29 protein-coding genes are annotated in these 26,324 nt (G+C 71.7%); 21 read left to right on the top strand and 8 right to left on the bottom strand.

The genetic code is table 11. The features are described 5' to 3' along the window. Nucleotides 1-13: 13 nt before the first annotated feature. The 16 genes from rpmE to HOY81_RS00580 all read left to right on the top strand — a co-directional run bounded on the left by rpmE (nt 14) and on the right by HOY81_RS00580 (nt 13,992). Entirely contained in the window at nt 14-238 is a 225-nt protein-coding gene (gene rpmE, locus HOY81_RS00655; RefSeq protein WP_237316806.1) for a 50S ribosomal protein L31, read from the top strand. Nucleotides 239-392: 154 nt separating this feature from the next. Continuing rightward, nucleotides 393-1,463: a peptide chain release factor 1 gene (gene prfA / locus HOY81_RS00650; protein WP_237316804.1), complete on the top strand. Its 1,071-nt coding sequence runs from the start codon at nt 393-395 to the stop codon at nt 1,461-1,463. Between the two features lie 66 nt (nt 1,464-1,529). Continuing rightward, on the top strand, nt 1,530-2,411 hold the full coding sequence (gene prmC / locus HOY81_RS00645) for a peptide chain release factor N(5)-glutamine methyltransferase (RefSeq protein WP_237316802.1): 882 nt from the start codon (nt 1,530-1,532) through the stop codon (nt 2,409-2,411). Then, complete coding sequence (locus tag HOY81_RS00640; RefSeq protein WP_237316800.1) at nt 2,412-3,059, top strand: L-threonylcarbamoyladenylate synthase; 648 nt, start codon at nt 2,412-2,414, stop codon at nt 3,057-3,059. It begins immediately after the preceding gene. Further along, nucleotides 3,056-3,730, top strand: coding sequence for a protein-tyrosine-phosphatase (locus tag HOY81_RS00635; protein WP_237316798.1), 675 nt, complete (start codon nt 3,056-3,058; stop codon nt 3,728-3,730). The genes HOY81_RS00640 and HOY81_RS00635 overlap by 4 nt, the downstream gene beginning before the upstream one ends. Nucleotides 3,731-3,883: 153 nt before the next feature. Then, the gene (locus tag HOY81_RS00630) at nt 3,884-5,356 is read left to right on the top strand and encodes an MraY family glycosyltransferase (RefSeq protein WP_237316796.1); all 1,473 of its coding nucleotides are present in this window, start codon (nt 3,884-3,886) and stop codon (nt 5,354-5,356) included. 267 nt (nt 5,357-5,623) lie between these two features. Beyond that, a complete protein-coding gene (locus tag HOY81_RS00625; protein WP_237316794.1) occupies nt 5,624-6,070 on the top strand; it encodes a hypothetical protein in 447 nt (148 codons plus the stop codon). Between the two features lie 247 nt (nt 6,071-6,317). Beyond that, entirely contained in the window at nt 6,318-7,127 is an 810-nt protein-coding gene (gene atpB / locus HOY81_RS00620; RefSeq protein WP_237316792.1) for a F0F1 ATP synthase subunit A, read from the top strand. A gap of 78 nt (nt 7,128-7,205) precedes the next feature. Further along, on the top strand, nt 7,206-7,436 hold the full coding sequence (gene atpE / locus HOY81_RS00615) for an ATP synthase F0 subunit C (protein ID WP_237316790.1): 231 nt from the start codon (nt 7,206-7,208) through the stop codon (nt 7,434-7,436). A gap of 50 nt (nt 7,437-7,486) precedes the next feature. Beyond that, nucleotides 7,487-8,026: a F0F1 ATP synthase subunit B gene (locus HOY81_RS00610; protein WP_237316909.1), complete on the top strand. Its 540-nt coding sequence runs from the start codon at nt 7,487-7,489 to the stop codon at nt 8,024-8,026. A gap of 25 nt (nt 8,027-8,051) precedes the next feature. Next, nucleotides 8,052-8,867 carry a F0F1 ATP synthase subunit delta gene (locus tag HOY81_RS00605; RefSeq protein WP_237316788.1) on the top strand — a complete coding sequence of 272 codons (816 nt, stop codon included), beginning with the start codon at nt 8,052-8,054 and terminating at the stop codon, nt 8,865-8,867. Nucleotides 8,868-8,967: 100 nt separating this feature from the next. Then, complete coding sequence (gene atpA, locus HOY81_RS00600; RefSeq protein WP_237316786.1) at nt 8,968-10,539, top strand: F0F1 ATP synthase subunit alpha; 1,572 nt, start codon at nt 8,968-8,970, stop codon at nt 10,537-10,539. Nucleotides 10,540-10,543: 4 nt separating this feature from the next. Further along, a complete protein-coding gene (locus HOY81_RS00595) occupies nt 10,544-11,485 on the top strand; it encodes a F0F1 ATP synthase subunit gamma (RefSeq protein ID WP_237316784.1) in 942 nt (313 codons plus the stop codon). A gap of 2 nt (nt 11,486-11,487) precedes the next feature. After that, a complete protein-coding gene (gene atpD, locus HOY81_RS00590) occupies nt 11,488-12,930 on the top strand; it encodes a F0F1 ATP synthase subunit beta (protein ID WP_237316782.1) in 1,443 nt (480 codons plus the stop codon). Between the two features lie 86 nt (nt 12,931-13,016). After that, entirely contained in the window at nt 13,017-13,400 is a 384-nt protein-coding gene (locus tag HOY81_RS00585; protein WP_237316780.1) for a F0F1 ATP synthase subunit epsilon, read from the top strand. Between the two features lie 133 nt (nt 13,401-13,533). Further along, a complete protein-coding gene (locus HOY81_RS00580; protein ID WP_237316778.1) occupies nt 13,534-13,992 on the top strand; it encodes a DUF2550 domain-containing protein in 459 nt (152 codons plus the stop codon). Nucleotides 13,993-14,019: 27 nt separating this feature from the next. Here the strand turns inward: HOY81_RS00580 and HOY81_RS00575 are convergent, their stop codons facing one another. Both HOY81_RS00575 and HOY81_RS00570 read right to left on the bottom strand, forming a co-directional pair. Then, nucleotides 14,020-14,670 carry a response regulator transcription factor gene (locus HOY81_RS00575; protein WP_237316775.1) on the bottom strand — a complete coding sequence of 217 codons (651 nt, stop codon included), beginning with the start codon at nt 14,668-14,670 and terminating at the stop codon, nt 14,020-14,022. Between the two features lie 28 nt (nt 14,671-14,698). Further along, on the bottom strand, nt 14,699-15,364 hold the full coding sequence (locus HOY81_RS00570; RefSeq protein ID WP_237316773.1) for a TetR/AcrR family transcriptional regulator: 666 nt from the start codon (nt 15,362-15,364) through the stop codon (nt 14,699-14,701). An 83-nt stretch (nt 15,365-15,447) separates the two neighbouring features. On the opposite strand from HOY81_RS00570, the gene HOY81_RS00565 reads away from it, so the two are divergent. Continuing rightward, nucleotides 15,448-16,185: an SDR family NAD(P)-dependent oxidoreductase gene (locus HOY81_RS00565; RefSeq protein ID WP_237316771.1), complete on the top strand. Its 738-nt coding sequence runs from the start codon at nt 15,448-15,450 to the stop codon at nt 16,183-16,185. Between the two features lie 54 nt (nt 16,186-16,239). Here the strand turns inward: HOY81_RS00565 and HOY81_RS00560 are convergent, their stop codons facing one another. Then, a complete protein-coding gene (locus HOY81_RS00560) occupies nt 16,240-17,475 on the bottom strand; it encodes a sensor histidine kinase (protein WP_237316769.1) in 1,236 nt (411 codons plus the stop codon). Between the two features lie 107 nt (nt 17,476-17,582). Between HOY81_RS00560 and HOY81_RS00555 the strand changes: the two genes are divergently transcribed. After that, nucleotides 17,583-18,521: an ABC transporter ATP-binding protein gene (locus HOY81_RS00555; RefSeq protein ID WP_237316767.1), complete on the top strand. Its 939-nt coding sequence runs from the start codon at nt 17,583-17,585 to the stop codon at nt 18,519-18,521. Next, a complete protein-coding gene (locus HOY81_RS00550) occupies nt 18,518-19,258 on the top strand; it encodes an ABC transporter permease (protein WP_237316765.1) in 741 nt (246 codons plus the stop codon). The genes HOY81_RS00555 and HOY81_RS00550 overlap by 4 nt, the downstream gene beginning before the upstream one ends. A gap of 79 nt (nt 19,259-19,337) precedes the next feature. On the opposite strand, the gene HOY81_RS00545 is transcribed toward HOY81_RS00550, so the two are convergent. Continuing rightward, on the bottom strand, nt 19,338-19,547 hold the full coding sequence (locus tag HOY81_RS00545) for a DUF397 domain-containing protein (protein ID WP_237316763.1): 210 nt from the start codon (nt 19,545-19,547) through the stop codon (nt 19,338-19,340). Next, nucleotides 19,544-20,422, bottom strand: a complete 879-nt coding sequence (locus tag HOY81_RS00540) for a helix-turn-helix transcriptional regulator (protein ID WP_237316761.1) — start codon at nt 20,420-20,422, stop codon at nt 19,544-19,546. The genes HOY81_RS00545 and HOY81_RS00540 overlap by 4 nt, the downstream gene beginning before the upstream one ends. A gap of 335 nt (nt 20,423-20,757) precedes the next feature. On the opposite strand from HOY81_RS00540, the gene HOY81_RS00535 reads away from it, so the two are divergent. Then, complete coding sequence (locus HOY81_RS00535) at nt 20,758-21,345, top strand: Uma2 family endonuclease (protein ID WP_237316759.1); 588 nt, start codon at nt 20,758-20,760, stop codon at nt 21,343-21,345. 97 nt (nt 21,346-21,442) lie between these two features. On the opposite strand, the gene HOY81_RS00530 is transcribed toward HOY81_RS00535, so the two are convergent. From HOY81_RS00530 to HOY81_RS00520, 3 genes are all read right to left on the bottom strand, one after another. Continuing rightward, on the bottom strand, nt 21,443-23,287 hold the full coding sequence (locus HOY81_RS00530; RefSeq protein WP_237316757.1) for a glycoside hydrolase family 18 chitinase: 1,845 nt from the start codon (nt 23,285-23,287) through the stop codon (nt 21,443-21,445). A gap of 200 nt (nt 23,288-23,487) precedes the next feature. Further along, entirely contained in the window at nt 23,488-24,165 is a 678-nt protein-coding gene (locus HOY81_RS00525) for a response regulator transcription factor (RefSeq protein WP_237316756.1), read from the bottom strand. Then, the gene (locus HOY81_RS00520; protein ID WP_237316754.1) at nt 24,162-25,514 is read right to left on the bottom strand and encodes a sensor histidine kinase; all 1,353 of its coding nucleotides are present in this window, start codon (nt 25,512-25,514) and stop codon (nt 24,162-24,164) included. Before HOY81_RS00520 ends, HOY81_RS00525 begins: the two co-directional genes overlap by 4 nt. A 173-nt stretch (nt 25,515-25,687) precedes the next feature. On the opposite strand from HOY81_RS00520, the gene HOY81_RS00515 reads away from it, so the two are divergent. Next, complete coding sequence (locus tag HOY81_RS00515; protein ID WP_237316752.1) at nt 25,688-26,281, top strand: hypothetical protein; 594 nt, start codon at nt 25,688-25,690, stop codon at nt 26,279-26,281. The last annotated feature ends 43 nt before the right edge of the window (nt 26,282-26,324 follow it).

Genomic DNA, 26,324 nt, shown 5'->3' with positions numbered 1-26,324 from the left:
CCTAGGAGTGACCTTGAAGCGCGACATCCACCCGGAGTACGGCGAGACCCAGGTGAGCTGCACCTGCGGCAACTCGTTCACCACCCGTAGCACCATGCCCGGCGGGACCATCCGGGCCGACATCTGCTCGGCCTGCCACCCCTTCTACACGGGCAAGCAGAAGATCCTCGACACCGGTGGCCGCGTGGCCCGCTTCGAGGCCCGCTTCGGCAAGGGCGCCGGTTCCGGCAAGAAGTAGCGACCCGAGGAGCGCCGGTCCTCGGCCGCCCGCCCGGGCGGCCGGACCGGCGCTTTTTGTCGCCACACGCACCCGACACCCCCGTCCCGTCCGGCCTTCGGCGTCCTGGACGCCGCCACGCTGTACGCGCCTTCTACGACAAAGGACCACCACGATGTTCGAGGCGGTCGAGGAACTGATCGGCGAGCACGCCGACCTCGAGAAGCAGCTCGCCGACCCGGCGATCCACGCCGACCAGGCGCACGCCCGCAGGCTGAACAAGCGCTACGCCGAACTCACCCCGATCGTGGGCGCCTACCGCGACTGGAAGCGCACCGGGGACGACCTCGGGACCGCCCGCGAGCTCGCCGCCGACGACCCCGACTTCGCCGCCGAGATCAAGGACCTGGAGGCGCGCCGGGAGGAGCTCACCGAGCGGCTGCGGATGCTGCTCGTGCCGCGCGACCCCAGCGACGACAAGGACGTCATCCTGGAGATCAAGGCCGGCGAGGGCGGCGACGAGTCCGCGCTCTTCGCCGGCGACCTGCTCCGGATGTATCTGCGGTACGCCGAGCGCACCGGCTGGCGCACCGAGCTGATCCAGTCCACCGAGTCCGACCTCGGCGGCTACAAGGACGTGCAGATCGCCGTGAAGAGCAAGGGCGCCCCGGAGCCCGGCCAGGGCGTGTGGGCGCGGATGAAGTACGAGGGCGGGGTGCACCGCGTGCAGCGGGTGCCGGCCACCGAGTCCCAGGGCCGTATCCACACCTCGGCGGCCGGCGTGCTGGTGCTGCCCGAGGCCGAGGAGGTGGACGTGGAGGTCAGCCCGAACGACCTGCGGATCGACGTCTACCGTTCCTCCGGGCCCGGCGGCCAGTCCGTCAACACCACGGACTCCGCCGTCCGCATCACCCACGAGCCCACCGGCATCGTGGTGTCCTGCCAGAACGAGAAGAGCCAGCTCCAGAACAAGGAGCAGGCGCTGCGCATCCTCCGGGCCCGGCTGCTGGCCGCCGCCCAGGAGGAGGCCGAGCGGGAGGCCTCGGACGCCCGCCGCAGCCAGGTCCGTACGGTCGACCGCTCGGAGCGGGTCCGCACGTACAACTTCCCGGAGAACCGCATCTCGGACCACCGGGTCGGCTTCAAGGCCTACAACCTGGACCAGGTGCTCGACGGGGAACTGGATCCGGTGATCCAGGCCTGTGTGGACGCCGACTCCGCTGCCAAGCTGGCAGCCTCGCAGTAGCCGCTCGACAACGCACGACACGTGCGCACCCCGCGCGCGTACGGAACGGGTGGAGGACTCAAGGACGTGCAGCCATCCCCCGGGGGACGCACCCCCCAGTCCCGACCGGTGCTGCTCGCCGAGGTGGCGCAGGCCACCCAGCGACTGGCCGACGCCGGTGTGCCCTCCCCGCGCTTCGACGCGGAGGAGCTGGCCGCCTTCGTGCACGGCGTGAAGCGCGGCGAACTCCACCGCGTCGCCGACGCCGACTTCGACGCCCGCTACTGGGAGGCCGTCGCCCGCCGCGAGGCCCGGGAGCCGCTCCAGCACATCACCGGCCGTGCCTTCTTCCGCTATCTCGAACTCCAGGTCGGCCCCGGGGTCTTCGTGCCGCGCCCGGAGACCGAGTCGGTCGTCGGCTGGGCGATAGACGCGGTCCGGGCGATGGACGTCGCCGAGCCGCTGATCGTCGACCTGTGCACCGGCTCCGGCGCGATCGCCCTGGCCCTGGCCCAGGAGGTGCCCCGCTCCCGGGTGCACGCCGTCGAGCTGGACGAGGCCGCGTACGGGTGGGCGCGCAAGAACGTGGAGGGCAGCCGGGTCGTGCTGCACCACGGCGACGCGCTGCGCGCGCTCCCCGAGCTGGACGGCCAGGTCGACCTCGTCATCTCCAACCCGCCCTACATCCCCCTCACCGAGTGGGAGTATGTGGCTCCGGAAGCCCGCGACCACGACCCCCAGCTCGCGTTGTTCTCCGGGGAGGACGGTCTCGACGTCATCCGCGGACTGGAGCGCACGGCGCACCGGCTGCTGCGGCCCGGAGGAGTCGTGGTCGTCGAGCACGCCGACACCCAGGGCGGCCAGGTGCCGTGGATCTTCGCCGAGGACCGCGGATGGTCGGACGCCGCCGATCACCCCGACCTGAACAACCGCCCACGATTCGCCACAGCCCGCAGGGAGGTGCCGTAGATGGCACGCCGTTACGACTGCTCCGACGCCACCGACCGCAGGACCGGGCTGCGCGAGGCCGCCGCCGCCGTGCGCCGCCGAGAGCTGGTCGTGCTGCCCACGGACACCGTGTACGGCGTCGGCGCCGACGCGTTCAGCGCCGAGGCCGTCGCCGACCTGCTGGAGGCCAAGGGCCGCGGGCGCGGCATGCCGTCCCCGGTGCTGGTCGGCTCGCCCAACACCCTGCACGGGCTGGTCACCGACTTCTCCGAGACCGCCTGGGAGCTGGTGGACGCCTTCTGGCCGGGCGCGCTCACCCTGGTCGCCCGGCACCAGCCGTCGCTCACCTGGGACCTGGGCGAGACCGGCGGCACGGTCGCGGTACGGATGCCGCTGCACCCGGTGGCGCTGGAGCTGCTGACCGACTTCGGGCCGATGGCGGTCTCCTCGGCCAACCTCACCGGCCACCCGGCGCCGCAGGACTGCGACGCAGCCCAGGAGATGCTCGGCGACTCCGTCTCGGTCTATCTCGACGGCGGGCCGACCGCGGACACCGCCCCCTCCTCGATCGTCGACGTCACCGGGCCGGTCCCGGTGCTGCTGCGCGCCGGGGCGCTGGACGCCGAGGAGCTGCGCAAGGTCGTGCCCGACCTCGAGGTGGGCAGTTGACGCCCCCGCCCGCAGGGCGTGGCATACCGGCTCAGCCGCCGGGCCCCGGAGCACCGGCGGACCCCGGGGTCTTCCGGATCCTGCACGTCTCCACCGGCAACGTCTGCCGCTCGCCCATCACCGAGCGGCTGACCCGTCACGCCCTGGCGGACCGGCTCGGCGGTGCCCGCAGCGGCGGCATCGTGGTGGAGAGCGCCGGGACCTGGGGGCACGAGGGTGCTCCCATGGAGGAGCACGCCGCCGCCGTGCTGCTGGAGCACGGCGCCGACCCGGACGGCTTCCTCGGCCGGGAACTGCTGGACGAGCACGTGATCCGCGCCGACCTGGTGCTCACCGCCACCCGGGACCACCGCGCCCAGGTGATCTCCATGGGGCACTCGGCGGGGCTCCGCACCTTCACGCTCAAGGAGTTCACCCGGCTGGTCCGGGCCATAGACCCGGCCACCCTGCCCGCGCCCGGCACCACCGCCGGAGTGGTCGAGCGGGCCCGCGCGCTGGTGCAGGCCGCGGCCGCGCTGCGCGGCTGGCTGCTCGCCCCCAGCCCGGAGGCGGACGAGATCTACGACCCGTACGGCGCGCCGATCCCGTACTTCCGCAGTGTCGGGGACGAGATCAGCCAGGCGCTGGACCCGGTGGTCACCGCCCTCACCGGGGCGCGGGCGCGGGCGTGACGCGTCTGCCGCCACGGAGTCCGGCAGGGCCCGTACGGGCGGCGCGTACGGGCACACGGACGGCGGGCGCGGAGCGGAGGCGAAACCGTACGGGCGGGGGACGCGTCGTAAGGTGTGGGGTCTGGAGCAGCCGGCGAGACGACTGGGGAGCCCGTGCGTGAGTATCTGCTGACCCTCTGCGTCACGGCGGCGGTCACCTATCTGCTGACCGGCCCGGTGCGGAAGTTCGCCATCGCGGCCGGCGCCATGCCGGAGATCCGTGCCCGTGACGTGCACCGCGAGCCGACCCCCCGGCTGGGCGGCATCGCGATGTTCGGGGGGCTGTGCGCCGGGCTGGTCGTCGCCTCGCAGCTCACCAACATCGGGGAGGTCTTCACCCTTTCCGATGAACCGCGGGCCCTGCTCTCCGGCGCCGGACTGATCTGGCTGCTCGGCGTGCTGGACGACAAGTGGGGCGTGGACGCCCTGGTCAAGCTGGGCGGGCAGATGATCGCCGCGGGCGTCATGGTGCTCCAGGGCCTCACCATCCTCTGGCTCCCGGTGCCCGGTGTGGGCAATGTCGCACTGACCCCCCTGCAGGGCACCCTGCTCACCGTGGCGCTGGTGGTGATCACCATCAACGCGGTGAACTTCGTGGACGGCCTGGACGGGCTGGCCTCCGGGATGGTCGGCATCGCCGCCGCCGCGTTCTTCGTCTACGCCTACCGGATGTGGTACGGCCACGGCATCGAGGAGGCCGCGCCCGCCGCGCTGTTCGCCGCGGTGCTGGTGGGCGTCTGCCTCGGGTTCCTGCCGCACAACAGCCACCCCGCGCGGATCTTCATGGGCGACTCCGGGTCCATGCTGATCGGTCTGGTGCTGGCGGCCGCGGCCGTGTCCATCACCGGGCAGGTCGACCCCGACCGGATCACCAACCACGAGGGCTCGATCCGCTCCGGCGTCTACGCGATGGTGCCGGTCTACATGCCGCTGCTGCTCCCCCTGACGATCATCGCGGTGCCGGTCGCGGACCTGGTGCTGGCCGTCGTCCGCCGTACCTGGAAGGGACAGTCGCCCTTCGCGGCCGACCGCGGCCATCTGCACCACCGGCTGCTGGAGATCGGGCACTCGCACAGTCGCGCGGTGCTGATCATGTACTTCTGGTCGGCGCTGATCGCGTTCAGCGCGGTGGCCTTCTCCGTGCAGTCCTCCAGCCTGGTGATCGTGCTGGTGATGATGGTGTTCAGCGCCGTCGGGCTGGTGGTGCTGCTGCTGCCGCGCTTCCGTCCGCGGGTGCCGCGCTGGGCCCAGCCGCTGGTGCCCCCGCGCTATCGCCGCCGCAGGGCGGCGGCGTCCGGCAGGGACGGGGCGGACGGTGACGCGGCAGAGGGTGACGCCGTAGCGGACGACGCGGCGGGAGGCTCCGACGAGGAGCCCGCGGCAGCCGGCGCGGCCGCCCGGGAGGCCGGCGAGGGGACAGGTGACGAAGCCGGTGAGGAGGCCGCCGAGCCGTCGCGGCTGCGGGACGCGGCCCCGGCACCGGACGGCGGTGAGCGCGAGCCGGCCTTCGCGGGACTGAACGGCTCCACGGCGCTCGGCGAACGGTCCCGCTTCGCCCTCCGCCGGCGCCCCGACGACGGCGGCTGACGGTCGCAGGGGCGGCCAACCGCCGTCGGCAGACGGCTCGCTGCCGCGTCAGCAAGATGAGCGTTGGTGCACTCACTTGTGTGACGGGCAGCACACCAAGTAGGTAAAGACCTCATCAAATAGTTTGTGATACCGTTCACGAGAACCCGGTGACCAGCCCGAAGGACCGTAGTGCGACGGTTCTCCGGCCGGAGGAACGCGCCTCCAGAAGCCGGGGATACGCTCGTCAGCGACGACAGACGCCCCCGACTCCCCGGAGTAACCCCCATGCAGTCGAACGACGCTCGCATGTTGCTGCGCTGCGCCGTCCCGACCGCCCTCGCGGGCGGTGTGGGCATGGCCGTCGGCGGCGTGCTCGCCGGTGGCGAGGGGGTGATCGGCGCCGCAGCCGGAGCAGCGGTCGTGATCCTCTTCATGGGGATGGGCCTGGCCGGTCTGCAGAAGACCGCCGAGTCCCTCCCGCATCTCTTCCAGGCGATGGGCCTGGTGCTCTACACCACCCAGATCCTGCTGCTCGCCGTCGTGCTCGCGGTGTTCCGGGACACCACGCTCTTCGACACCCGGGCTTTCGCGTTCACCCTTCTCGGTGCCACCCTCGTGTGGATCGCGGCTCAGGCCCGGGCGCACATGAAGGCGAAGATCCTCTACGTCCAGCCGGAGTCGCAGACCGGCGACGGGCAGGCGAAGGCCGCCGCCACGGGAGCGCGTTCGTGACGCCCGGGGCCGGGGTAAAGGCGGGTTCAAGCAACTGCTATCGTCCCTTCCCAACTGCGGCGCAGCAGGTGCGTGCGGCCCAGGCCCCGCCGGTGACGTCGTCGACGGCCGGTCACGGAAGGCCCAGCCCGCTGAGCAGCCGCCGTCACCAACATTCGCAAGTCCAGTCCAGTGCCGCTCCGTGGCCGTGTGCCACGCCGACACATCGAGGTAGCCGTATCCATGCGCCACGCAGAAGGAGCTCGCGGTGAGTGCTGAAACGACGCTTGCCTTCGAGACCGATTGCCACATCTTTGACGGTTGCGGCTTCCCGGCTCCGGGGCTCCACTCCTTCGTCCACGAACCGCTCTTCACGGCGGGCGGGATCGAGTTCAACAAGGTCATGCTGCTGGCCCTGCTGGGTTCGATCGCGATCGTCGGCTTCTTCTGGGCCGCGTTCGGCAACCCGAAGGTGGTGCCCGGCAAGCTCCAGATGGTCGGTGAGGCCGGCTACGACTTCGTCCGCCGCGGCGTCGTCTACGAGACCATCGGCAAGAAGGAGGGGGAGAAGTACGTCCCCCTGATGGTCGCCCTCTTCTTCTTCGTGTGGATCATGAACCTCTGGTCGGTGATCCCGCTCGCCCAGTTCCCGGTGACCTCGGTGATCGCCTACCCGATGGTGCTGGCTCTCGTCGTCTACGTCACCTGGGTCTCGCTCACGTTCAGGCGGCACGGCTTCGTGGGCGCCTTCAAGAACTTCACCGGCTACGACAAGTCGCTGGGCCCGGTGCTGCCGCTGGCCATGCTGATCGAGTTCTTCTCGAACCTGCTGGTCCGGCCGTTCACCCACGCGGTCCGGCTCTTCGCCAACATGTTCGCCGGCCACGTGCTGCTGGTGCTCTTCACCATCGCGAGCTGGTACCTGCTGAACGGCATCGGCATCGCCTACGCCGGCGTCTCGTTCCTCATGACCATCGTCATGACGGCCTTCGAGCTCTTCATCCAGGCCATCCAGGCGTACGTCTTCGTGCTCCTGGCGTGCAGCTACATCCAGGGCGCGCTCGCCGAGCACCACTGAGCCCCGGATAACCGCCCAGCCCCACAGATGTCCGGTGGCCAACCCCCACCGGCCAGTTCACAGCAAAGGAATGCAGACATGATGAACCTCGCTGCTGAGGTCACCGGTTCGCTCGGTTCGATCGGCTACGGCCTCGCCGCCATCGGCCCCGGCATCGGCGTCGGCATCGTCTTCGGCAACGGCACCCAGGCGCTGGCCCGCCAGCCCGAGGCCGCCGGTCTGATCCGCCAGAACCAGATCCTCGGCTTCGCCTTCTGTGAGGCCCTGGCGCTGATCGGTCTGGTCATGCCGTTCGTCTACGGCAAGTGACCGGGGCTCGCTGACAGCCCGTTCCGACGAAAGGCACTGATGTGAACGCCATGACGCACCTGGCGCAGGAGGGGGAGGAACTCAACCCTCTCGTGCCGCCGGTACCAGAGCTGGTCATCGGCACGCTCGCCTTCGCCATCGTCTTCTTCTTCCTCTGGAAGAAGCTCATCCCGAACATCAACCGGGTTCTGGAGGAGCGCCGCGAGGCCATCGAAGGCGGCATGGAGAAGGCCGAGGCGGCCAAGGTCGAGGCGCAGCAGACCCTCGACCAGTACAAGGCCCAGCTCGCCGAGGCCCGGCACGAGGCGGCCCGGCTGCGGAACGAGGCCGAGCAGCGCGGTGCCGAGCTGATCGCCGAGATGCGGGCCGAGGGCCAGCGGCAGCGTGAGGAGATCATCGCCGCCGGTCACGCCCAGATCGAGGCGGACCGCAAGGCCGCCGCGCAGTCGCTGCGTCAGGACGTGGGGACGCTCGCCACGGACCTGGCCGGCAAGCTCGTCGGCGAGTCCCTGGAGGACCACGCCCGGCAGAGCCGCACCATCGACCGGTTCCTCGACGAGCTCGAGGAGAAGGCCGAGGCGGCACGATGAGCGCGCGAGCCGGGGAGTGTGACCGATGAATGGAGCGAGCCGCGAGGCACAGGCTGCCGCGCGCGAGCGGCTGACCGCCCTGACCGACAGCACGTCGGTCGACGCGGCGGCCCTCGCCGACGAGCTGGCCGCCGTCACCGCGCTGCTCGACCGTGAGGTGTCGCTGCGCCGGGTCCTCACCGACCCGGCGCAGCCCGGCGAGGCCAAGGCCGAGCTGGTCGGGCGGCTGCTGGGCGAGCAGGTCGGCGGGGCGGCCGTGGACCTGGTGTCCGGGATGGTCCGCTCCCGCTGGTCCTCCTCGCGCGACCTGGTCGACACGATCGAGGAGCTGGCGGACACCGCCGACCTCGTCGCGGCCGAGCGCGAGGGTTCGCTGGAGGACACCGAGGACGAGATCTTCCGGTTCGGCCGGACGGTCGCCTCCTCACCCGGGCTGCGGGCCGCGCTGACCAGCCGGACCGCCCCCGCCTCGGCCAAGGCGCGGCTTCTGCAGGAGCTGCTCGGCAGCCGGGCGCGGCCGGCCACGGAGCGGCTGATCACCCGCCTCGTGACCCGTCCGCGAGGACGTAGCCTGGAGAGCGGGCTGGAAGCCCTCTCCAAGCTCGCGGCGGAGCGCCGGGACCGTTCGGTCGCGGTGGTCACCTCCGCCGTGCCGCTCAGCGACCGGCAGCGGGAGCGCCTCGGCGCCGCGCTGGCCGCGCTGTACGGACGCCAGGTGCACCTCAACCTGGACGTGGACCCGGAGATCCTCGGCGGGATCACGGTCCGCATCGGCGACGAGGTGATCAACGGTTCCCTCGCGGACCGCCTGGACGAGGCGAAGCGCCGGGTGGCCGGCTGACGGCACGGCCGTACACCAACTCAACAAGCACCACTAGCGGCCCGAGTTGGGCCGTAAATGACAAGACTTACGGGCCCAACAAGGAGAGCAGGGAACCCAGATGGCGGAGCTCACGATCCGGCCGGATGAGATCCGGGACGCGCTGGAGAACTTTGTCCAGTCGTACACGCCGGACGCGGCCTCGCGCGAAGAGGTCGGGACGGTCAGCGTTGCCGGTGACGGCATCGCGAAGGTCGAGGGACTGCCCTCGGCCATGGCGAACGAGCTGCTGAAGTTCGAGGACGGCACCCTCGGCCTCGCCCTCAACCTTGAGGAGCGCGAGGTCGGCGCGGTCATCCTCGGTGAGTTCAGCGGCATCGAGGAGGGCCAGCAGGTGCACCGCACCGGCGAGGTGCTCTCGGTCCCGGTGGGCGAGGGCTACCTCGGCCGCGTCGTGGACCCCCTGGGCAACCCGGTGGACGGCCTCGGCGAGATCGAGACCGAATCCCGTCGCGCCCTCGAGCTGCAGGCCCCCTCGGTCATGCAGCGCAAGTCGGTGCACGAGCCGATGGAGACGGGCTACAAGGCCGTCGACGCGATGACCCCGGTCGGCCGCGGTCAGCGCCAGCTGATCATCGGCGACCGCCAGACGGGCAAGACCGCCCTCGGCGTGGACACGATCATCAACCAGCGCGACAACTGGCGCTCCGGCGACCCGGAGAAGCAGGTCCGCTGCATCTACGTCGCCGTCGGCCAGAAGGGCTCCACCATCGCGTCCGTGCGCGGCGCGCTGGAGGAGGCCGGCGCCCTGGAGTACACCACCATCGTGGCCGCCCCGGCGTCCGACCCGGCGGGCTTCAAGTACCTGGCGCCCTACACCGGCTCGGCCATCGGCCAGCACTGGATGTACCAGGGCAAGCACGTCCTGATCGTCTTCGACGACCTCTCCAAGCAGGCCGACGCCTACCGCGCCGTCTCCCTGCTGCTGCGCCGTCCGCCGGGCCGCGAGGCCTACCCGGGCGACGTCTTCTACCTGCACTCCCGTCTCCTGGAGCGCTGTGCCAAGCTCTCCGACGACATGGGCAAGGGCTCGATGACCGGTCTCCCGATCGTCGAGACCAAGGCGAACGACGTCTCGGCGTTCATCCCGACCAACGTCATCTCCATCACCGACGGCCAGTGCTTCCTGGAGTCGGACCTCTTCAACGCCGGCCAGCGCCCGGCGCTGAACGTCGGTATCTCGGTCTCCCGTGTCGGCGGCTCGGCCCAGCACAAGGCGATGAAGCAGGTCTCCGGCCGGCTGAAGCTGGACCTCGCCCAGTACCGCGAGCTGGAGGCGTTCGCCGCCTTCGGCTCCGACCTGGACGACGCCTCCAAGGCCGCCCTGGAGCGCGGTCAGCGGATGATGGAGCTGGTCAAGCAGGAGCAGTACGCCCCGTACCCGACGGAGAACCAGATCGTCTCCATCTGGGCCGGCTCGAACGGCAGGATGGACGACGTGCCGGTGGCCGACATCCGCCGCTTCGAGCGCGAGCTGCTCGACTACCTGCACCGTGAGCACAAGGGCCTGATGACCGGCATCCGCGAGGGCGGGAAGATGTCGGACGACACCATCCAGGCCCTCAGCGACGCCGTGGACTCCTTCAAGAAGACGTTCGAGACCGCGGACGGCAAGCTCCTGGGCGAGGGCTGAGCACATGGGCGCCCAGCTGAGGGTCTACAAGCGGCGGATCAGGTCCGTCCAGTCGACCAAGAAGATCACCAAGGCGATGGAGATGATCGCCGCCTCGCGCATCGTCAAGGCGCAGCGCCAGGTGGCGGCCTCCACGCCGTACGCGACCGAGCTCACCCGTGCGGTGACCGCGGTGGCGCAGGGATCGGAGAGCAAGCACGCCCTGACCACCGAGTCCGAGAACCCCACCCGGGCCGCGGTCCTGCTGGTCACCAGCGACCGCGGTCTGGCCGGCGGCTACTCCTCCAACGCGATCAAGACCGCGGAGGCGCTGAGCCGCCGGCTGACGGAGGAGGGCAAGGAGGTCGACACCTACATCGTCGGCCGCAAGGGCGTCTCCTACTACGGCTTCCGTGAGCGCCCCGTCGCCCAGTCCTGGACGGGCTTCTCGGACAGCCCCCGCTACGAGCACGCCAAGATGGTGGCCGAGCCGCTCATCGAGGCGATCACCGCGGAGGCCGGCGCCGAGGGCTCGGTGGACGAGCTGCACCTGGTCTACACCGAGTTCGTGTCGATGATGACGCAGACGCCGGTCGACCGGCGCATGCTGCCGCTCACCCTCGACGCGGCCGGTGCGGAGCCCGGGGAGGGCGAGGCGACGGAGGCGAAGGGTCACGAGATCCTGCCGCTGTACGACTTCGAGCCCTCCGCGGAGGACGTGCTCGACGCGCTGCTCCCGCGCTATGTCGAGAGCCGCATCTACAACGCCCTGCTCCAGGCGGCCGCCTCCGAGCACGCCGCGCGGCGCCGGGCGATGAAGTCGGCGACCGACAACGCCGAAGAGCTCATCAAGTCGCTCACGCGGCTTGCCAACGCGGCCCGACAGGCCGACATCACCCAGGAAATCAGCGAGATCGTCGGTGGTGCCAGCGCGCTGGCCGACGCTTCTGCGGGGAGTGACAGGTAACTATGACCACCACTGTTGAGACCGCGACGGCGACGGGCCGCGTCGCGCGGGTCATCGGCCCGGTCGTCGACGTGGAGTTCCCCGTCGACGCGATGCCGGAGATCTACAACGCCCTCACCGTCGAGGTCGCGGACCCGTCCGAGGACGGCAAGAAGAAGACCCTCACCCTCGAGGTCGCCCAGCACCTCGGTGAGGGCCTGGTCCGCGCCATCGGCATGGAGCCGACCGACGGCCTGGTCCGCCAGGCCGTGGTGACCGACACCGGCGAGGGCATCACCGTGCCCGTCGGCGACGTCACCAAGGGCCGGGTGTTCAACACCCTCGGCCGCATCCTGAACGAGCCGGAGGCCGAGTCCGAGGTCACCGAGCGCTGGCCGATCCACCGCAAGGCCCCGGCCTTCGACCAGCTCGAGTCCAAGACCGAGATGTTCGAGACCGGCCTCAAGGTCGTCGACCTGCTGACCCCGTACGTCAAGGGCGGCAAGATCGGTCTGTTCGGTGGCGCGGGCGTCGGCAAGACCGTGCTCATCCAGGAAATGATCATGCGTGTGGCCAAGCTGCACGAGGGCGTCTCCGTGTTCGCCGGCGTCGGCGAGCGCACCCGTGAGGGCAACGACCTCATCGAGGAGATGGCCGAGTCCGGCGTGCTCCCGCAGACCGCGCTGGTCTTCGGGCAGATGGACGAGCCGCCGGGCACCCGTCTCCGGGTCGCCCTGGCCGGTCTGACCATGGCGGAGTACTTCCGCGATGTGCAGAAGCAGGACGTGCTGTTCTTCATCGACAACATCTTCCGCTTCACCCAGGCCGGCTCCGAGGTCTCCACGCTGCTCGGCCGGATGCCCTCCGCGGTGGGCTACCAGCCGAACCTGGCGGACGAGATGGGTGTGCTCCAGGAGCGCATCACCTCGACCCGTGGTCACTCCATCACCTCCATGCAGGCGATCTACGTGCCCGCGGACGACCTCACCGACCCGGCTCCGGCGACCACCTTCGCCCACCTGGACGCCACCACGGTGCTCTCCCGCCCGATCTCCGAGAAGGGCATCTACCCGGCGGTGGACCCCCTGGACTCCACCTCCCGGATCCTGGACCCGCGCTACATCTCGCAGGAGCACTACGACTGCGCCTCCCGCGTCAAGGGGATCCTGCAGAAGTACAAGGACCTCCAGGACATCATCGCCATTCTCGGTATCGACGAGCTCGGCGAGGAGGACAAGCTCACCGTCCACCGCGCCCGCCGTATCGAGCGCTTCCTGTCGCAGAACACCCACGCGGCGAAGCAGTTCACCGGTCTGGACGGGTCGGACGTGCCGCTGGACGAGTCGATCGCCGCGTTCAACGCGATCGCGGACGGCGACTTCGACCACTTCCCGGAGCAGGCGTTCTTCATGTGCGGTGGCCTCGACGACCTGAAGGCGAAGGCCAAGGAGCTCGGCGTCTCCTGACGCCCGGCTGCGGCGGGGGCGGGTCCTCACTCCCGTCCCCGCCCGCACCCTCTAGACTTTTCCCATCCCAGTGAAGAGGAGCCACTGTGGCTGAGCTGCACGTCGAGTTGGTCGCTGCCGACCGCAGGGTGTGGTCCGGCAAGGCCGGCCTGGTCGTCGCGCGGACCTCGTCGGGTGATATCGGCGTCATGCCCGGCCACCAGCCGCTGCTCGGCGTGCTGGAGACCGGCTCGGTGACGATCCGCACCACGGGCGAGAGCGGCGAGGGCACGGTCGTGGCGGCCGTGCACGGCGGCTTCATCTCGTTCTCGGACGACAAGCTCTCGCTGCTCGCCGAGATCGCGGAGCTGGCCGACGAGATCGATGTCGAGCGTGCCGAGCGTGCGCTCGAACGGGCCAAGGCGGAGGCCGACGATTCCGCCGAGCGGCGCGCCGCGGTGCGCCTGCGCGCGGTGGCGGGCGCCCACTGACGCAGGCGTCCGCGGATACGACCCTCAGCCGCGGGCCGCACTGGAGCTCTCCAGGGCGGCCCGCGGCTGAAGCCATACCGGGTGCGGTCACGGGCCGCACCCCGACGGAGACGATGCGAGGAGGTCGGTGAAGATGGTCCTCGCACTGCTGCTGTGCGGCGCTGTCCTGGTGCTGGTCCTGGTGGGCCTGTTCGTCTTCGGGCTGCGCCGCAGACTCATCCAGCGCTCCGGCGGCACCTTCGACTGTTCCCTCCGCTGGAACGTCCCTGCGGACGAGCCCGGCACGGACGGCGGCGGCAAGGGCTGGGTCTACGGCGTCGCCCGCTACAACGGCGACCAGGTCAACTGGTTCCGTGTCTTCTCCTACTCCCCGCGGCCACGCCGCACCCTGGAACGGGGCGGCATCGAGGTGCTGGCCCGCCGCCGCCCCACCGGTGAGGAGGAGCTGGCGCTCCTCTCCGACCAGGTGATCCTGGCCTGCACGGTCCCCCGCGGCACCCGCGTCGAACTGGCGATGAGCGAGGACGCGCTCACCGGCTTCCTCGCCTGGCTGGAGGCGGCGCCCCCCGGCCAGCGCGTCAACGTGGCCTGACGCTGACGGCTCCTTCCGGCGTCGGCCTCATCCCGGGGAGACGAAGCCGGACTCGTAGGCGAGGATGACGGCCTGCGTACGGTCCCGTGCGCCCAGCTTCGCCAGCACGGCACTGACGTGGGACTTCACGGTCTCCGCCCCGACCACCAGCTCGTCCGCGATCTCCGCGTTCGACAGTCCCCGCGCCATCCGGCGCAGCACCTCCCGCTCCCGCTCCGTCAACGACGCCCGGTCCAGCACCGACCGTGCGGCGGGTGAGCCGTACGTGCGTGCCAGGTCCCGCACCGCCGCCGGGAAGAGCAGCGAGTCGCCCTCCGCGACCAGCCGCACCGCGTGCACGATCTCCGCGGGCCGCGACCGCTTCAGCAGGAACCCGTCGGCCCCGGCCCGGAGCGCGTCGTACACGTACGCGTCGTTCTCGAACGTCGTCACCACCAGGATCTTCGGCGGATCGTCCACCAGCCGCAGCACGGCACGGGTGGCCTCGATCCCGTCCTGCAGCGGCATGCGTACGTCCATGGCCACCACGTCCGGTCGCAGCCGCCGCACCAGCGGCACCACCGCAGCGCCGTCGGCGGCCTCCCCCGCGACCTCGATGCCGGGCTGCGCCTCCAGCACGGCGCGCAGGCCGGCCCGTACCAGCGGCTCGTCGTCGACGAGGAGCACGGAGACGGTCACCGGGCCAGCCTAGGCACTGTCCGGCGGATCATGTGGCCGTGCCGGCACCACGTTGGTTCTCGCGGGCCGTACTCCGCCCGGTTGCGAGGCGTTCCTGCCTCTGGGGCCTCGGCAGAACCGCCAGTGCGGTGTCTGCAACGTCCCGCAGCGTCTCCGGGGCCAGGCCGGCCTTGCCTACCGCCTCGATACCGCGGACCACCGTCAGCAGCAGTGCCGCCAACCGCTCCGGGTCCGCAGCGCCATCGATGTCGCCGTGGCGCTGGGCGGCGCTGATCTCCGTCCGCAGCAGGGCCAGCAGTGCCGTCATCGTCTCGGCCGACCGGCCCGCGACCGTCGGATCGTACTGGGCCAGTTCCGCCGCACCCTTGGCCAACAGGCACCCGCGACGCTCGGTGTCGGAAGCGGTGTTCTCCGCCATGAGGTGTACGTATCCCGACAGCCGGGCCAGGGCCTCTGCGTCCGGGCCGCCCGTCAGCCGCCCTTCGGCCACCTCGACGACTGCGGTGCACCAGTCGTCGAACACACGGTGGAACAGCTTGCCCTTGTCGCCGAACGCGCCGTACAGGCTGCCCTTGCCCAGGCCGGTCGCTCGGGCGATGTCGTCCATCCGGGTGCCTGCATAGCCGGTCGCCCAGAACCGTTCCCGGGCCCGCTCCAGGACGTGGCGTTCGTCGAATGCGCGTGGTCTCGGCATGGGCTCAGCCTATCCATTCTTGACTCGATCGTCCAATACCGCCTACGTTATGGACGATCCATTCCACAACTGAGGGGTTCGACATGCCAGGCGTGCTGCAGGAGAAGGTGGCCGTGATCACCGGAGGGAGCAGCGGGATCGGGCTGGCCCTCGCCCACCGCTTCGTCCGGGAGGGCGCACGGGTCTTCGTGACCGGCCGGGACATCGACCGGCTCGAAGCGGCAGCCAAGGAGCTGGGCCCTGCGGCCACCGGCGTACGATCCGACGTCTCGGTCCTGGCCGACCTGGACGCGCTCTACGCGCGAGTCCGCGAGGAGGCCGGGCGCATCGACGTGCTGGTGGCCAACGCGGGAATCGTCGCGGACGCCGCCCTCGGCGCCCACACCGAGGCGAACGTCGACCTGACGCTCGCCGTCAACGTCAAGGGCCCACTCTTCACCGTGCAGAAGGCGCTTCCGCTCCTGGCGGAGAACGCCTCCGTCCTGGTCATCGGCTCGAGCAACAGTGTGCGCCCCCATGAGCAACTCGAGGTGTACAGCGCCTCAAAGGCGGCGTTGAGCAATCTCGTGCACAACTGGGCCCGGCAGTCACGAGAGCGCCGGTTCCGGGTCAACGTCCTCAGCCCGGGACCCACGCGGACCCCTGCCCTGCTGCGCGCCGCGGGGCCGGACGCCGACCAGTTCGCCGAGGCCGTCGTGCCCCTGGGGCGGCTGGCCGACGCCGGGGAGATCGCCGAGGCCGCCCTCTTCCTGGCTTCGGACGCCTCGTCATTCGTCACCGGCGCCGAACTCTTCGCCGACGGCGGCTACACCCGGGCCTGAACGACGGCCGGTGGTGCGCACGCGGTTCCCACGACGAGACCCGCCGGACATGGTCTATGGCGGGTCGAGCGGGAGCTCGACGTGCACCCGCCACGCTCCGGCGACCCGTCCCGCGTCGGCGCGGCCGCCGAGCAGCGCGGCGCGTTCCCGTACGCCCCGCAGCCCGTTGCCCGAACCGCCCGTGTCGGGCCCGTGGCCCTCCGGCGCCAGCGGATTGCGTACGTCCAGCTCCACCCGGCCGTCGCCCACCGCCACCCGGGCCCGGACCGTCACCGGAACCGTGCCCGCGTGCCGCAGCGCGTTCGTCAGGGCCTCCTGGAGCATGCGGTGCCCCTCCCGCGAGACCGGCCCCGGCACCCGCCCCACGGGCCCCGTGACCTCCAGGTCCACCTCCGCCCCCGCAGCACGGGCCGCCTCGACCAAGCGGCCCGAGTCCTCCAGCGACGGCCGCCGCCCGGCCTCCTCCCGCCCCGGCCGACGCAGCACCCGCAGCACCCGGTCCAGGTCCTCCAGGGCCTCCCGGCCCGTCTCCTCGATCGCCGTCAGCGCCCGGTCCGTGAACTCCGGGCTGCCCGCCGTCCGCGCCGCGCCGGCCTGCACCACCGTGACGGTGAGCGCGTGCCCGACGGAGTCGTGCAGTTCCCGTGCGAGGGCGTCGCGTTCCAGCAGCCGCTCCGTCAGCTCCTCCAGTTCCTCGACCCGTTCGGCCGCGGACGGTCCGAGCAGCCGGCGGGCCGCACCGGCCGTCAGCGCCCCCAGACCCGCCATCGCGTAGAGCAGGGCCAGCACGGGGAGGGGCGCCAGCAGGGCGAACCCCCAGTGGTGCCCCGGGACCCGGAGCACGGACGCCGCGTCGCTCTCCCGGCCGAGCCCCGCATCGAGCAGCTCCAGCGAGAGCGCCGGAAGCTGCAGCGACAGCACCGCGGCGAGCAGACCCGTCTCCAGCCGCAGCACCATCCACAGCGCGGTGCGGCCGCGGTCCCGCCACGAGGCGGAGGGACGGGCCACGATTGCGGACCGGCCCTCCGGGCCGCCGCCGCGAGCATGCGGCCCCGGCAGCAGCAGCAACCGCGCCTGATGCCCTTCCGCCGGCCGCATCGCCGGGAACACCGCCGCCCCCAGCACCAGCGGAACCGGCACCAGCGCCACCAGCAGCCAGTGGCCGGCGGTGTCCCCGTCCAGCCCGGGGTAGACGGCGCCGCACACGAAGGCGATCACCGCGCCCGCCAGCAGGTGCAGCCAGCGGGTGTACGTGACCGCACGGGTCAGCGGTCGCAGCACTCCACGCATGCCGTCATCGTGGCAGGCCACGGCGTTGGGCGGCTCCCCCGTGCGGGGGAGGCGGTTCCCCGGCGCGGGGGAGGCGACGCTGCCCCTCCGCGGACCACGCTTGCGGCATGACCTCCATCGAGATCCGTGAACTCACCAAGGACTACCGGGACACCCGGGCCGTGGACGGGCTCACCTTCACCGTGGAGCCGGGCAGGGTCACCGGGTTCCTGGGCCCCAACGGCGCCGGCAAGTCCACCACGATGCGACTGGTGCTCGGCCTCGACCGGCCCACCGCGGGCGCCGCCACGGTCGGCGGACGGCCGTACGCCGACCACCCGGAGCCGCTGCGGCATGTCGGCGCGCTGCTCGACGCGCAGGCCGCACACGGCTCCCGCACCGCCCGCGGCCACCTGCTGGCGCTGGCGGTGAGCAACCGCATCCCGGCCGGCCGCGTGGACGAGGTGCTCGCGGAGGCCGGGCTGGAGTCCGTCGCGCACCGCCGCGTCCGCACGTACTCGCTGGGGATGCGGCAGCGGCTCGGCATCGCCGCGGCGCTGCTCGGGGACCCTCCGGTGCTGCTGTTCGACGAGCCCTCCAACGGCCTCGACCCCGAGGGCATCGTCTGGATCCGTGAGCTGATGCGGCGCATGGCCCGGGAGGGCCGTACCGTGCTCGTCTCCAGCCACCTGATGAACGAGACCGCCTCCTTCGCCGACCATCTGGTGGTCCTCGGGCAGGGGCGGCTGCTGGCCGACACCGGCATGCGGAACTTCCTGCACCAGCGCGTACGGCCCCGCGTGCGGCTGCGCACGCTGGACGAGAAGCTGCTGCACTCCGTCCTCACCGAGCACGGCTACCGGGCCCGCAGGGGAGACGACGGGCGGTGGACCGTGGAGGACGCCCGGGTGGAGGACATCGGCCCGGTCACCGCCCGGGCCGGCGTACCGGTGCTGGAACTCTCCGCCGAGGAAGGCACCTTGGAAGAGGCCTACCTGGCGCTGACCGCCGGGGCGACCCGGTACGCGTCCCGCCCGGCAGCCGCCGCGCGCAACGAGGAGGGATGACGATGGGGTTCGCACCCGTGCTCCACTCCGAGTGGATCAAGACCCGGACGCTGCGCGGCACCGCGGTGTCCCTGGCAAGCGTCTTCGGCGTCACCGTGGGCGTCACCGTGCTGGTGATGGCGACCGTCGGCCGGGCGGAGGCGGACGGCTCCGAGGACCTGCTCTTCGGCGCCTTCTACGCCGTCAACTTCGGCCAGGTCGCGGCCCTCTCCTTCGGCACCCTCGCCTTCTCCTCCGAGTACGTGCACGGCGCGCTGCGCGTCTCGCTGACCGCGGTGCCGTCCCGGACCCGCTTCTACGCCGCCAAGGCCCTGGTGGTCGGCGTGCTCGGCAGCGCCGTCGGCGTCGTCACCGGCTTCACCGTCTTCCTCGTCGGGCAGGCCTTCCTGGGCCGGTACGCCCTGAGCCTCGGCGATCCCGGAGCGGTACGCGCCTGTGTGGGCGCCGGGGTCTACCTCGGACTGATGGCGCTGTTCGCCGCCGGGCTGGCGGCGGTGCTGCGGAGCGGGATGGCCGTGCTGAGCATCCTCATCCCGTTCATCCTGATCGTGTCGTTCGTCGTCGGCGACATCGCGACGGGCGTCGCGGCCTACTTCCCCGACCGCGCCGGTCAGCAGGTGCTGCATGGGGACCCGACCGGGACCCTGGGCCCCTGGGCGGGTCTCGCGGTGACGGCGGCATGGGCGGCCGCTGCGCTGCTCGCGGGCTGGTGGTGCGTACGCCGCCGCGACGCCTGACGCGACGCGTCCTCGGACGGGTGCCGCGGAGCCGTCGCCGCGGCCCCCGCCGGGCCGCTTTGCGGGCCGAGCGTGCTCCTCAGCGGGAGGCCGCGTAGGCGACGAAGTCGGCCCAGGCGGCGGCCGTCAGCGACACCTGCGGACCGGGCACGTTCTTGGAGTCGCGGACGTGCACGGTGCCGCGGAACGCGGCGACCTCGACGCAGTCGTTGTTGTCGCTCCCGCTGTAACTGCTCCTGTACCACTGCAGCTCGGAGGTGTCTTTTCCGGCGGAGGGCTTGCCAGTCATGTGTCTCCCAGCGCTTTCTGGACGAAGGCCAGCGACTCTCGGGGAGCGAGAGCCTGAGACCGGATAATCCCATACCGGAGATCGAGCGTCTGGACCTCCCTCGGGTCAGACGTCATGCGGGTGGTGAGTTGAGCCTCGGAGTACCCAAGGGTCATGCCGTCTGCCAGCTTCATCAACTGCAGTTGCCCGCCCATGCCCGCATGGTCCTCAAGCGTCGTCGGCATCACTTGGACCTCGACGTGACGCTGTCGGCCAAGCATCAGCAGATGCTCGAGTTGTCGTCGTAGCACGGCGCGTCCGCCGATCGGCCGCAGCAGGGTGACCTCCTCCAGCACGAACGTCAGTGTGGGCTTCGGAGCCCTCGAGAAGATCTCCTGTCGCGCCAGGCGGGCGGCCACATAGCGCTCGAGGTCCTCCTCCGAGTACGCCGGACGCCGCATCTCGAACAACGCCCGTGCGTACTCCTCGGTCTGCAAGAGCCCGTGGATGTTGTGGTTGACGTACGCTCCCAACTCGACGGCCTCGGCCTCCAGCTTGGCCAGGTCCCGCACCTTCTTCGGGTAGCGGGCCTCCGCCACGTCCCCCTGGAAGGCCGAGAGCTTCCCCTCCGCACGGAGCACCTCGTCCGCGCTGTCCAGGAACTCCGGCTTGGGGGCGCGTCTGCCGCGCTCCACGGAGGAGACCATCTCGCCGCTGTAGCCGATCGCCGCCCCGAGCTCCGCCTGCCGGAGCCCGGCGGCCTCCCGCCACAGCTTGATCTGCCTGCCGACGACCCGCAGCACCGTGGCCGAGTCGTCGTCCAGGCCGTCGTCCCACCGGGGGCCGTCCGCCCCGTCCGTCGTGTGCTCAGCCCCGCCACTGCCGTCTGCACCCATGCGCCCACCTCCGTCGTGCCGTACCAACGCCGCTCGCCCGCGGAGTGTCACGGGGGACAGGACGTACCGGTCCGGACCTGAGCCGGACACCCACGCTCCGTACGAGAGGCGGTACTTCACAGGATGCGACAAGGACGGACACGCTGGGTGACAGATGACGGGGAAGTCACTCGAACGAGGGCTCCCCACTCGTACTTGTGAACGGTGGACCGGCTCGTTCCCCCGGGGTGGCGGGGCCGGGGCCCGTGCACGGCCCGTGACCAGCCGCCCCCGGCTAGATCGAGACCACGGTCTGCGGCAGCGGACTCCGCCGCTCAGAGGAAGGAGAAGGCGGCATGACGATCGCGCCGGACCATGCCGCGCGGGACGCGCTCCAGTACCGGGCGATGCGGGATGCCGTCGAGCGGATACAGGACAGTGTGCCGGGAAAGCTGGAGATCACCAAGGAGGGAATCGTCCATGACATGACGTCGTCGGGGGGACCGCACGAGCTGACCGCGGCCCGCGTCAGCCGCCGGCTGGAGAAGGTGATGCCGGAGGGCCTGCTGGCACACACCGGGACGCCGGACGTGGAGGACGCTCACGAAGGCGTGCTGCGGCACCCCGACGTCATGGTGATCGCCGAGGCGGACATGGAGGTCGAGGGGGCCTTCGACGCCCGCACGCTGCTCGCCGCGATCGAGGTCGTCTCCCGGTCCAACCCGGACAACGACTGGGCGGGCAAGATGCGGGACTACCCACTGCTGGGGGTCCCGGTCTACGTGATCTTCGATCCGCGGACGGGGGAGGGCGCCGTGCTGTCCGACATCCACCCGACCCCGTCGGGCCCCCGGTATGCGACCCGGAAGGACTTCGTGTACGGCGAGGACGTCACCATCGGGGAGTGGACGATCTCCACCGAGGACCTGCCGCGGTACACGTGAAGGGCCGGGGCGCGCGGGAGGCGGTCCCGCGGGCCCCGGCCCGGTCGTCGGTGCACGGTTGCCGGTGCGCGTCAGCGCCGGCGTGGGCCGGTGCGGGTCAGCCGAGCCCGCCGTCGATCGCGCTCACCAGTTCGCCGTTGGCGGTGTCGCCGCTGAACTCCCAGAAGAACGCGCCGCCGAGGCCCTGCTGCTTGGCGTAGGACATCTTGCCGCGGATCGTGCTCGGGGTGTCGTAGCTCCACCAGTCGTTGCCGCAGTGCGCGTACGCGGTGCCGGCCACCGTGCCGGTGGACGGGCAGCTGTTCTTGAGGACCTTGTAGTCCTCGATGCCGGCCTCGTAGGTGCCGGGTGCCGCGCCGGTGGCGGTACCGCCGGGGGCGCTCTGCGTGACGCCGGTCCAGCCGCGGCCGTAGAAGCCGATGCCGAGCAGCAGCTTGTCCGCGGGCACGCCCTTGGCCTTGAGCTTCTGGATCGCCGCGTCGGAGTTGAAGCCGTCCTGCGGGATGCCGTCGTAGCCGTACAGCGGCGAGTGCGGGGCGGTGGGACCGTCGGCGTCGAAGGCGCCGAAGAAGTCGTACGTCATGACGTTGTACCAGTCGGCGTACTGGGCGCCGCCCGCGTAGTCCGCCTTGTCGATCTTCCCGCCGTCGGAGGCGTCGGCGGTGATGGCGGCGGTGACGAGCTGGTCGCCGAACTTCTGGCGGAACACCCGCATCATCTCGCGCATCACGCCGGGGCCGCTGGAGTCACAGCTCTTGCCACAGGCGTTGGGGTACTCCCAGTCCAGGTCGATGCCGTCGAAGAGGCCCTGCCAGCGCGGGTCGTTGACCAGGTTGTAGCAGGACTCGGCGAAGGCGTCCGGGTTCTGCATGGCCTCGCCGAAGTTGCCGGACCAGGTCCAGCCGCCGAACGACCACAGCACCTTGATGTGCGGGTACATCTCCTTGAGCTTCAGGAGCTGGTTGAAGTTGCCCCGCAGCGGCTGGTCCCAGGTGTCGGCCTCGCCGTCCACGCTCTGCGCGGCGGTGTACGCCTTGTCGATCGCGGCGTAGGAGTCGCCCATCGCGCACTGCCCGCTCGCGGTGACGTTCCCGAACGAGTAGTTGATGTGCGTGATCTTCTCCGCGGACCCGCTGGTGACCAGGTTCTTCACGTGGTAGTTGCGGTCGTAGACGCCCCACTCGGTGAAGTAGCCGAGCTTGATGTGGTCGCCGGGCGGCGGCTCGGTGCCGTCGCCGGTGGTGGTGGCCTCCACGGTGGCGCTGGCCGGGCCGATCTGCCCGGTGGTGTCCTCGGCCGTGACCGAGTACGCGTACGTGGTGCCCGCGTTCAGCCCGGTGTCCTGGTAGGAGGTGCCGGACGCGGTGCCGACCTCGGTGCCGTTGCGGAAGACGTGGTAGCGGGAGACGCCGTTGTCGTCGCTGGCGGCCGACCAGTCGAGCGTGACCGAGGTGTCCGTGACGGAGCCCGCGGTCAGCCCGGTGGGCGCGGACGGCGGCTCGTCGCCGGGGTCGCCGCCGCCGGAACCGTCACAGGGCTCGCCGTTGAGCGTGCAGTTGCTCGGCTCCCCGGTGCCGGTGCCGCTGAAGCCGATGGTCGTGCTGGCGCCGGGGGTGAGGGTCGCGTTCCAGTTCGCCGGGGTGGCGGTGTAGTGGTTGCCGTCCCGGGTGATGGTGCCGTTCCAGTGCGAGCCGACGGTGGTGCCCGAGGGGAAGTCCCACTCGAGCGTCCAGTCGTCGATGGTGGTGTCCCCGGTGTTCTTCACGGTCCACTGACCGCCGAACCCGGTCTCCCACTCGGAGGTCTTGACGAAGGTGGCCGTGGCCTCCTCCGCCGCCTGCGCGGGAGTGGCCAGCCCGACGAGCAGTCCGAGGGGGGTCAGCAAGGCCGCGGCGAGAGCCGTGGCTCTGAGCCGGTAGCGTCGTGCGGTTCCTGATCTCAAGGGGGTCTCCTCGAGTTGAGGTCGGTGTACCCGGAGGGGGGTCGGGTCGGGATCTGCGCCGCCTCGCAAGCGTGTGTGGGCACGCTCACCGCAGTCACCGGGAGAGTAGAGAGGTCTGGACCAGTGGTCAATAGGTATGGACCACATGCGAGTTCGGGGGTGGACCGCCAGATGCCGGCCCACCCCCGCGGCGCGGACCCTCAGGGCCGTACGCCCCACTCCTGGGCCAGCACCGCCGCCTGCGTACGGCTGCGCAGGTCCAGCTTGCCGAGCAGCCTGCTCACATGGGTCTTCACGGTGGCCTCGGCCATCGCCAGACGGCCGGCGATCTCCGCGTTCGACAGCCCCTCGCCGAGACAGCCCAGCACCTCGTGCTCGCGCCGGGTGAGCCCGTCCAGCGCCGCCGGCCGCTCCGACGGGTCCCGGCGCGCCCCGGGACGGGCGAACTCCGCGATCAGCCGCCGGGTCACGGCCGGCGCGATCATCCCCTCGCCGCGCGCCACCGCGCGCACCGCCTCCACGACCGCGGCCGCCTCGCTGTCCTTGAGCAGAAAGCCGGCGGCCCCCGCCCGCAACGCCCCGAACACGTACGCGTCCAGGTCGAAGGTGGTGAGCACCAGGACGTCGGCCCAGCCCTCCGCGGTGATCCGCTCGGTGGCCGAGACCCCGTCCAGTCGCGGCATCTGCACATCCATCAGCACCACGTCAGGACGCAGGTCGCGGGCGAGCCGCACCGCCTCCTCGCCGTCCGCCGCCTCCCCGGCGACCTCGATGCCGCCCGCCCCGCGCAGGATCAGCACCAGCCCCGCCCGTACCGCCTGCTGGTCCTCGGCGACCACGACCCGTACCGGCTCCGGCGCTCCGGATGCCTCGTTCACTCCACGCCCCCCGATGTCCCGCTCGCGTCCCCGGCCGTCCCCGCCGTCTCTGACGTCCCCGCCGTCCCGGAGGCCCCGGCGGCCGCCCCGGGACCGCCGGTGCCGCGGCCGTACCACCGCTCCCGGCCCTCCCGGCCCTCGCCCGGTCCGTCCACGGGCAGTTCGGCCCGTACCTCCCACACCTTCCGGCCCGCCCCCTCGGCGCCGCCGTCCGGGACCGGGCCCGCCGCGAGCGTGCCGCCGAGCAGCTCCGCCCGCTCCCGCATGCCGATCAGCCCGGCCCCGGACCCCGGCGCCCGCGGCCCCGTGCCGCCCGCGCCGTCCAGCGGACTGGTGACCCGCACCAGCAGCGGACCCCGGTCGCCGTCCCGGCGCCACAGCCGCACCGCGATGGTGCCCCCGGCCGCGTGCTTGAGCGCGTTGGTGACCGACTCCTGCACCACCCGGTAGGCCGCGAGCTCCACCGGCGCCGGCAGCGCCGACCCGTCGCGTTCGTCCTCCAGGGCGAACGCGAACTGCCCACCGGCGCCGGCCCGGGCCCGCTCCAGCAGCGCGTCCAGGCCGTCCAGGGTGGGGGAGGCCCCGGGCTCGCCGGCGCCCTCGGTGTCGCGCAGCAGACCGATCAGCCGGCGCATCTCCGTCAGGCCCTGCACGCTGTTCTCCCGGATGACGCCGAGCGCGTCCCGGGTCGCCGCGGCGTCGTCCTCCCGGAGCGAGAGCGCTGCCGTGGAGTGGATCGCGATGGCCGAGAGATGGTTCGCCACCAGGTCGTGCAGTTCGCGGGCCATCCGGGCACGCTCGGCGGTCACCGCCTGGGCGCGGTCCATCTCGGCCAGCAGCGCGGTCTGCTCCGCGCGCAGCCGCTCGGCCGCCGCGGTGTCCCGGTGGTTCCGCACGATCACCCCGGTCGAGGCCGGCATGACCGACACCAGCGCGGCGATCAGCCCGACGAAGAGCCCGCCGGCGAGCTGCCAGAGGGCCAGCGCGCCGACGGTGAGCGTCACCGAGAGCAGCACCGAGGCGGGCAGCAGCCGCCGGGCAAGCCGCTGCGGCCCGTACAGCACGGCCGCGTACACCACATCGGTGAACATCAACACGGTGACCAGCAGCGATCCGGCCGCCAGGTCCGCCGCCAGCGCCGCCGTCCCCAGCGCCAGCGACCACGGCTGGCCGGTGCGGCGCAGCAGCTCCGCGCCGGCCATCGCCGTCAGCGGCAGCAGGCTGAGCGCACCCGGCCGGTCCGGCCCGAAGGTGCTGAACAGGCCGAGGCTCCACAGCAGCACACCGCCCACCAGGCCGACGACGGCGATCAGCACGTCGTCTCGGTGCGGGCGGCGTGGGCGGGACATGGGTCCATCACAGCACGGCGGGCGCGGCCGCGGCCTCCGCGCAGGGGCGGAGACCGGGGGTACATCGAAGGATGCAGCGCGGGATCGTCGCTGGTGACGACGCGGACGGCGGCCCCCGGCCGCCACGCTGAGGGGTACGGACACCCACCCCGCGGCAGCGAAGGAGCGCCACCGTGCTGGTCACCCTGATCATCGCCTGCGAGATCGCCTTCTGGGTGCTGCTCGCGCTCGGACTCTCCCTGCGCTACCTGGCGCGGATGCCGCGCGCCGGGGCCGCCGTGCTGCTCTGCGAGCCGTTCCTGGAACTGGTGCTGCTCGCCGTCACCGCGATCGACCTGAAGGACGGCGCCGCGCCGGACTGGAAGCACGGTCTCGCCGCCGTGTACATCGGGTTCACCGTCACCCACGGTCACTACCTGATCCGCTGGGCCGACGGACACTTCGCCCACCGCTTCGCGGGCGGTCCGCCGCCGGTGAAGCCGCCGCGCCACGGGATGGCCCGCGCGGTCCACGAGTGGAAGATGACCGGCCGCGCCGTGCTCGCCGCCGCCATCGCCGCGGGGCTGCTGCAGGCCGCCGTCTGGTTCGTCGACGACCCCGGCCAGAGCACCTCGCTGCGGGCCTGGCAGGCGAAGATGGGCATCGTCGCCGTGGTCAGCGTGATCGTCGCGCTGAGCTACACCGTCTGGCCCAAGCAGCCGTCCGGGGACGCGGACCGCGACGCCGGCGCCCCCGTCCGGGAGCGGGCCGGCGGGCGTCTCCGCTGACCCGCCGCGGCGCGCCCGGAGCGGCGGGCCCCGGGAGTGGGTG

Origin of the sequence: Streptomyces sp. JJ36, assembly GCF_021696945.1 — a bacterium.
Classification (GTDB): domain Bacteria; phylum Actinomycetota; class Actinomycetes; order Streptomycetales; family Streptomycetaceae; genus Streptomyces.
Note: the sequence above shows the minus strand (reverse complement) of the source record. Positions and strands in the feature narration are given on the sequence as shown.

Bases quoted from the DNA above. Each gene is read 5' to 3' on its own strand.
- prfA (WP_237316804.1), top strand. From the start codon at position 393: ATGTTCGAGGCGGTCGAGGAACTGATCGGCGAGCACGCCGACCTCGAG.
- HOY81_RS00640 (WP_237316800.1), top strand. From the start codon at position 2,412: ATGGCACGCCGTTACGACTGCTCCGACGCCACCGACCGCAGGACCGGG.
- HOY81_RS00625 (WP_237316794.1), top strand. From the start codon at position 5,624: ATGCAGTCGAACGACGCTCGCATGTTGCTGCGCTGCGCCGTCCCGACC.
- atpE (WP_237316790.1), top strand. From the start codon at position 7,206: ATGATGAACCTCGCTGCTGAGGTCACCGGTTCGCTCGGTTCGATCGGC.
- HOY81_RS00610 (WP_237316909.1), top strand. From the start codon at position 7,487: ATGACGCACCTGGCGCAGGAGGGGGAGGAACTCAACCCTCTCGTGCCG.
- HOY81_RS00605 (WP_237316788.1), top strand. From the start codon at position 8,052: ATGAATGGAGCGAGCCGCGAGGCACAGGCTGCCGCGCGCGAGCGGCTG.
- atpA (WP_237316786.1), top strand. From the start codon at position 8,968: ATGGCGGAGCTCACGATCCGGCCGGATGAGATCCGGGACGCGCTGGAG.
- HOY81_RS00595 (WP_237316784.1), top strand. From the start codon at position 10,544: ATGGGCGCCCAGCTGAGGGTCTACAAGCGGCGGATCAGGTCCGTCCAG.
- atpD (WP_237316782.1), top strand. From the start codon at position 11,488: ATGACCACCACTGTTGAGACCGCGACGGCGACGGGCCGCGTCGCGCGG.
- HOY81_RS00580 (WP_237316778.1), top strand. From the start codon at position 13,534: ATGGTCCTCGCACTGCTGCTGTGCGGCGCTGTCCTGGTGCTGGTCCTG.
- HOY81_RS00570 (WP_237316773.1), bottom strand. From the start codon at position 15,364: ATGCCGAGACCACGCGCATTCGACGAACGCCACGTCCTGGAGCGGGCC.
- HOY81_RS00565 (WP_237316771.1), top strand. From the start codon at position 15,448: ATGCCAGGCGTGCTGCAGGAGAAGGTGGCCGTGATCACCGGAGGGAGC.
- HOY81_RS00560 (WP_237316769.1), bottom strand. From the start codon at position 17,475: ATGCGTGGAGTGCTGCGACCGCTGACCCGTGCGGTCACGTACACCCGC.
- HOY81_RS00555 (WP_237316767.1), top strand. From the start codon at position 17,583: ATGACCTCCATCGAGATCCGTGAACTCACCAAGGACTACCGGGACACC.
- HOY81_RS00550 (WP_237316765.1), top strand. From the start codon at position 18,518: ATGACGATGGGGTTCGCACCCGTGCTCCACTCCGAGTGGATCAAGACC.
- HOY81_RS00545 (WP_237316763.1), bottom strand. From the start codon at position 19,547: ATGACTGGCAAGCCCTCCGCCGGAAAAGACACCTCCGAGCTGCAGTGG.
- HOY81_RS00540 (WP_237316761.1), bottom strand. From the start codon at position 20,422: ATGGGTGCAGACGGCAGTGGCGGGGCTGAGCACACGACGGACGGGGCG.
- HOY81_RS00535 (WP_237316759.1), top strand. From the start codon at position 20,758: ATGACGATCGCGCCGGACCATGCCGCGCGGGACGCGCTCCAGTACCGG.
- HOY81_RS00520 (WP_237316754.1), bottom strand. From the start codon at position 25,514: ATGTCCCGCCCACGCCGCCCGCACCGAGACGACGTGCTGATCGCCGTC.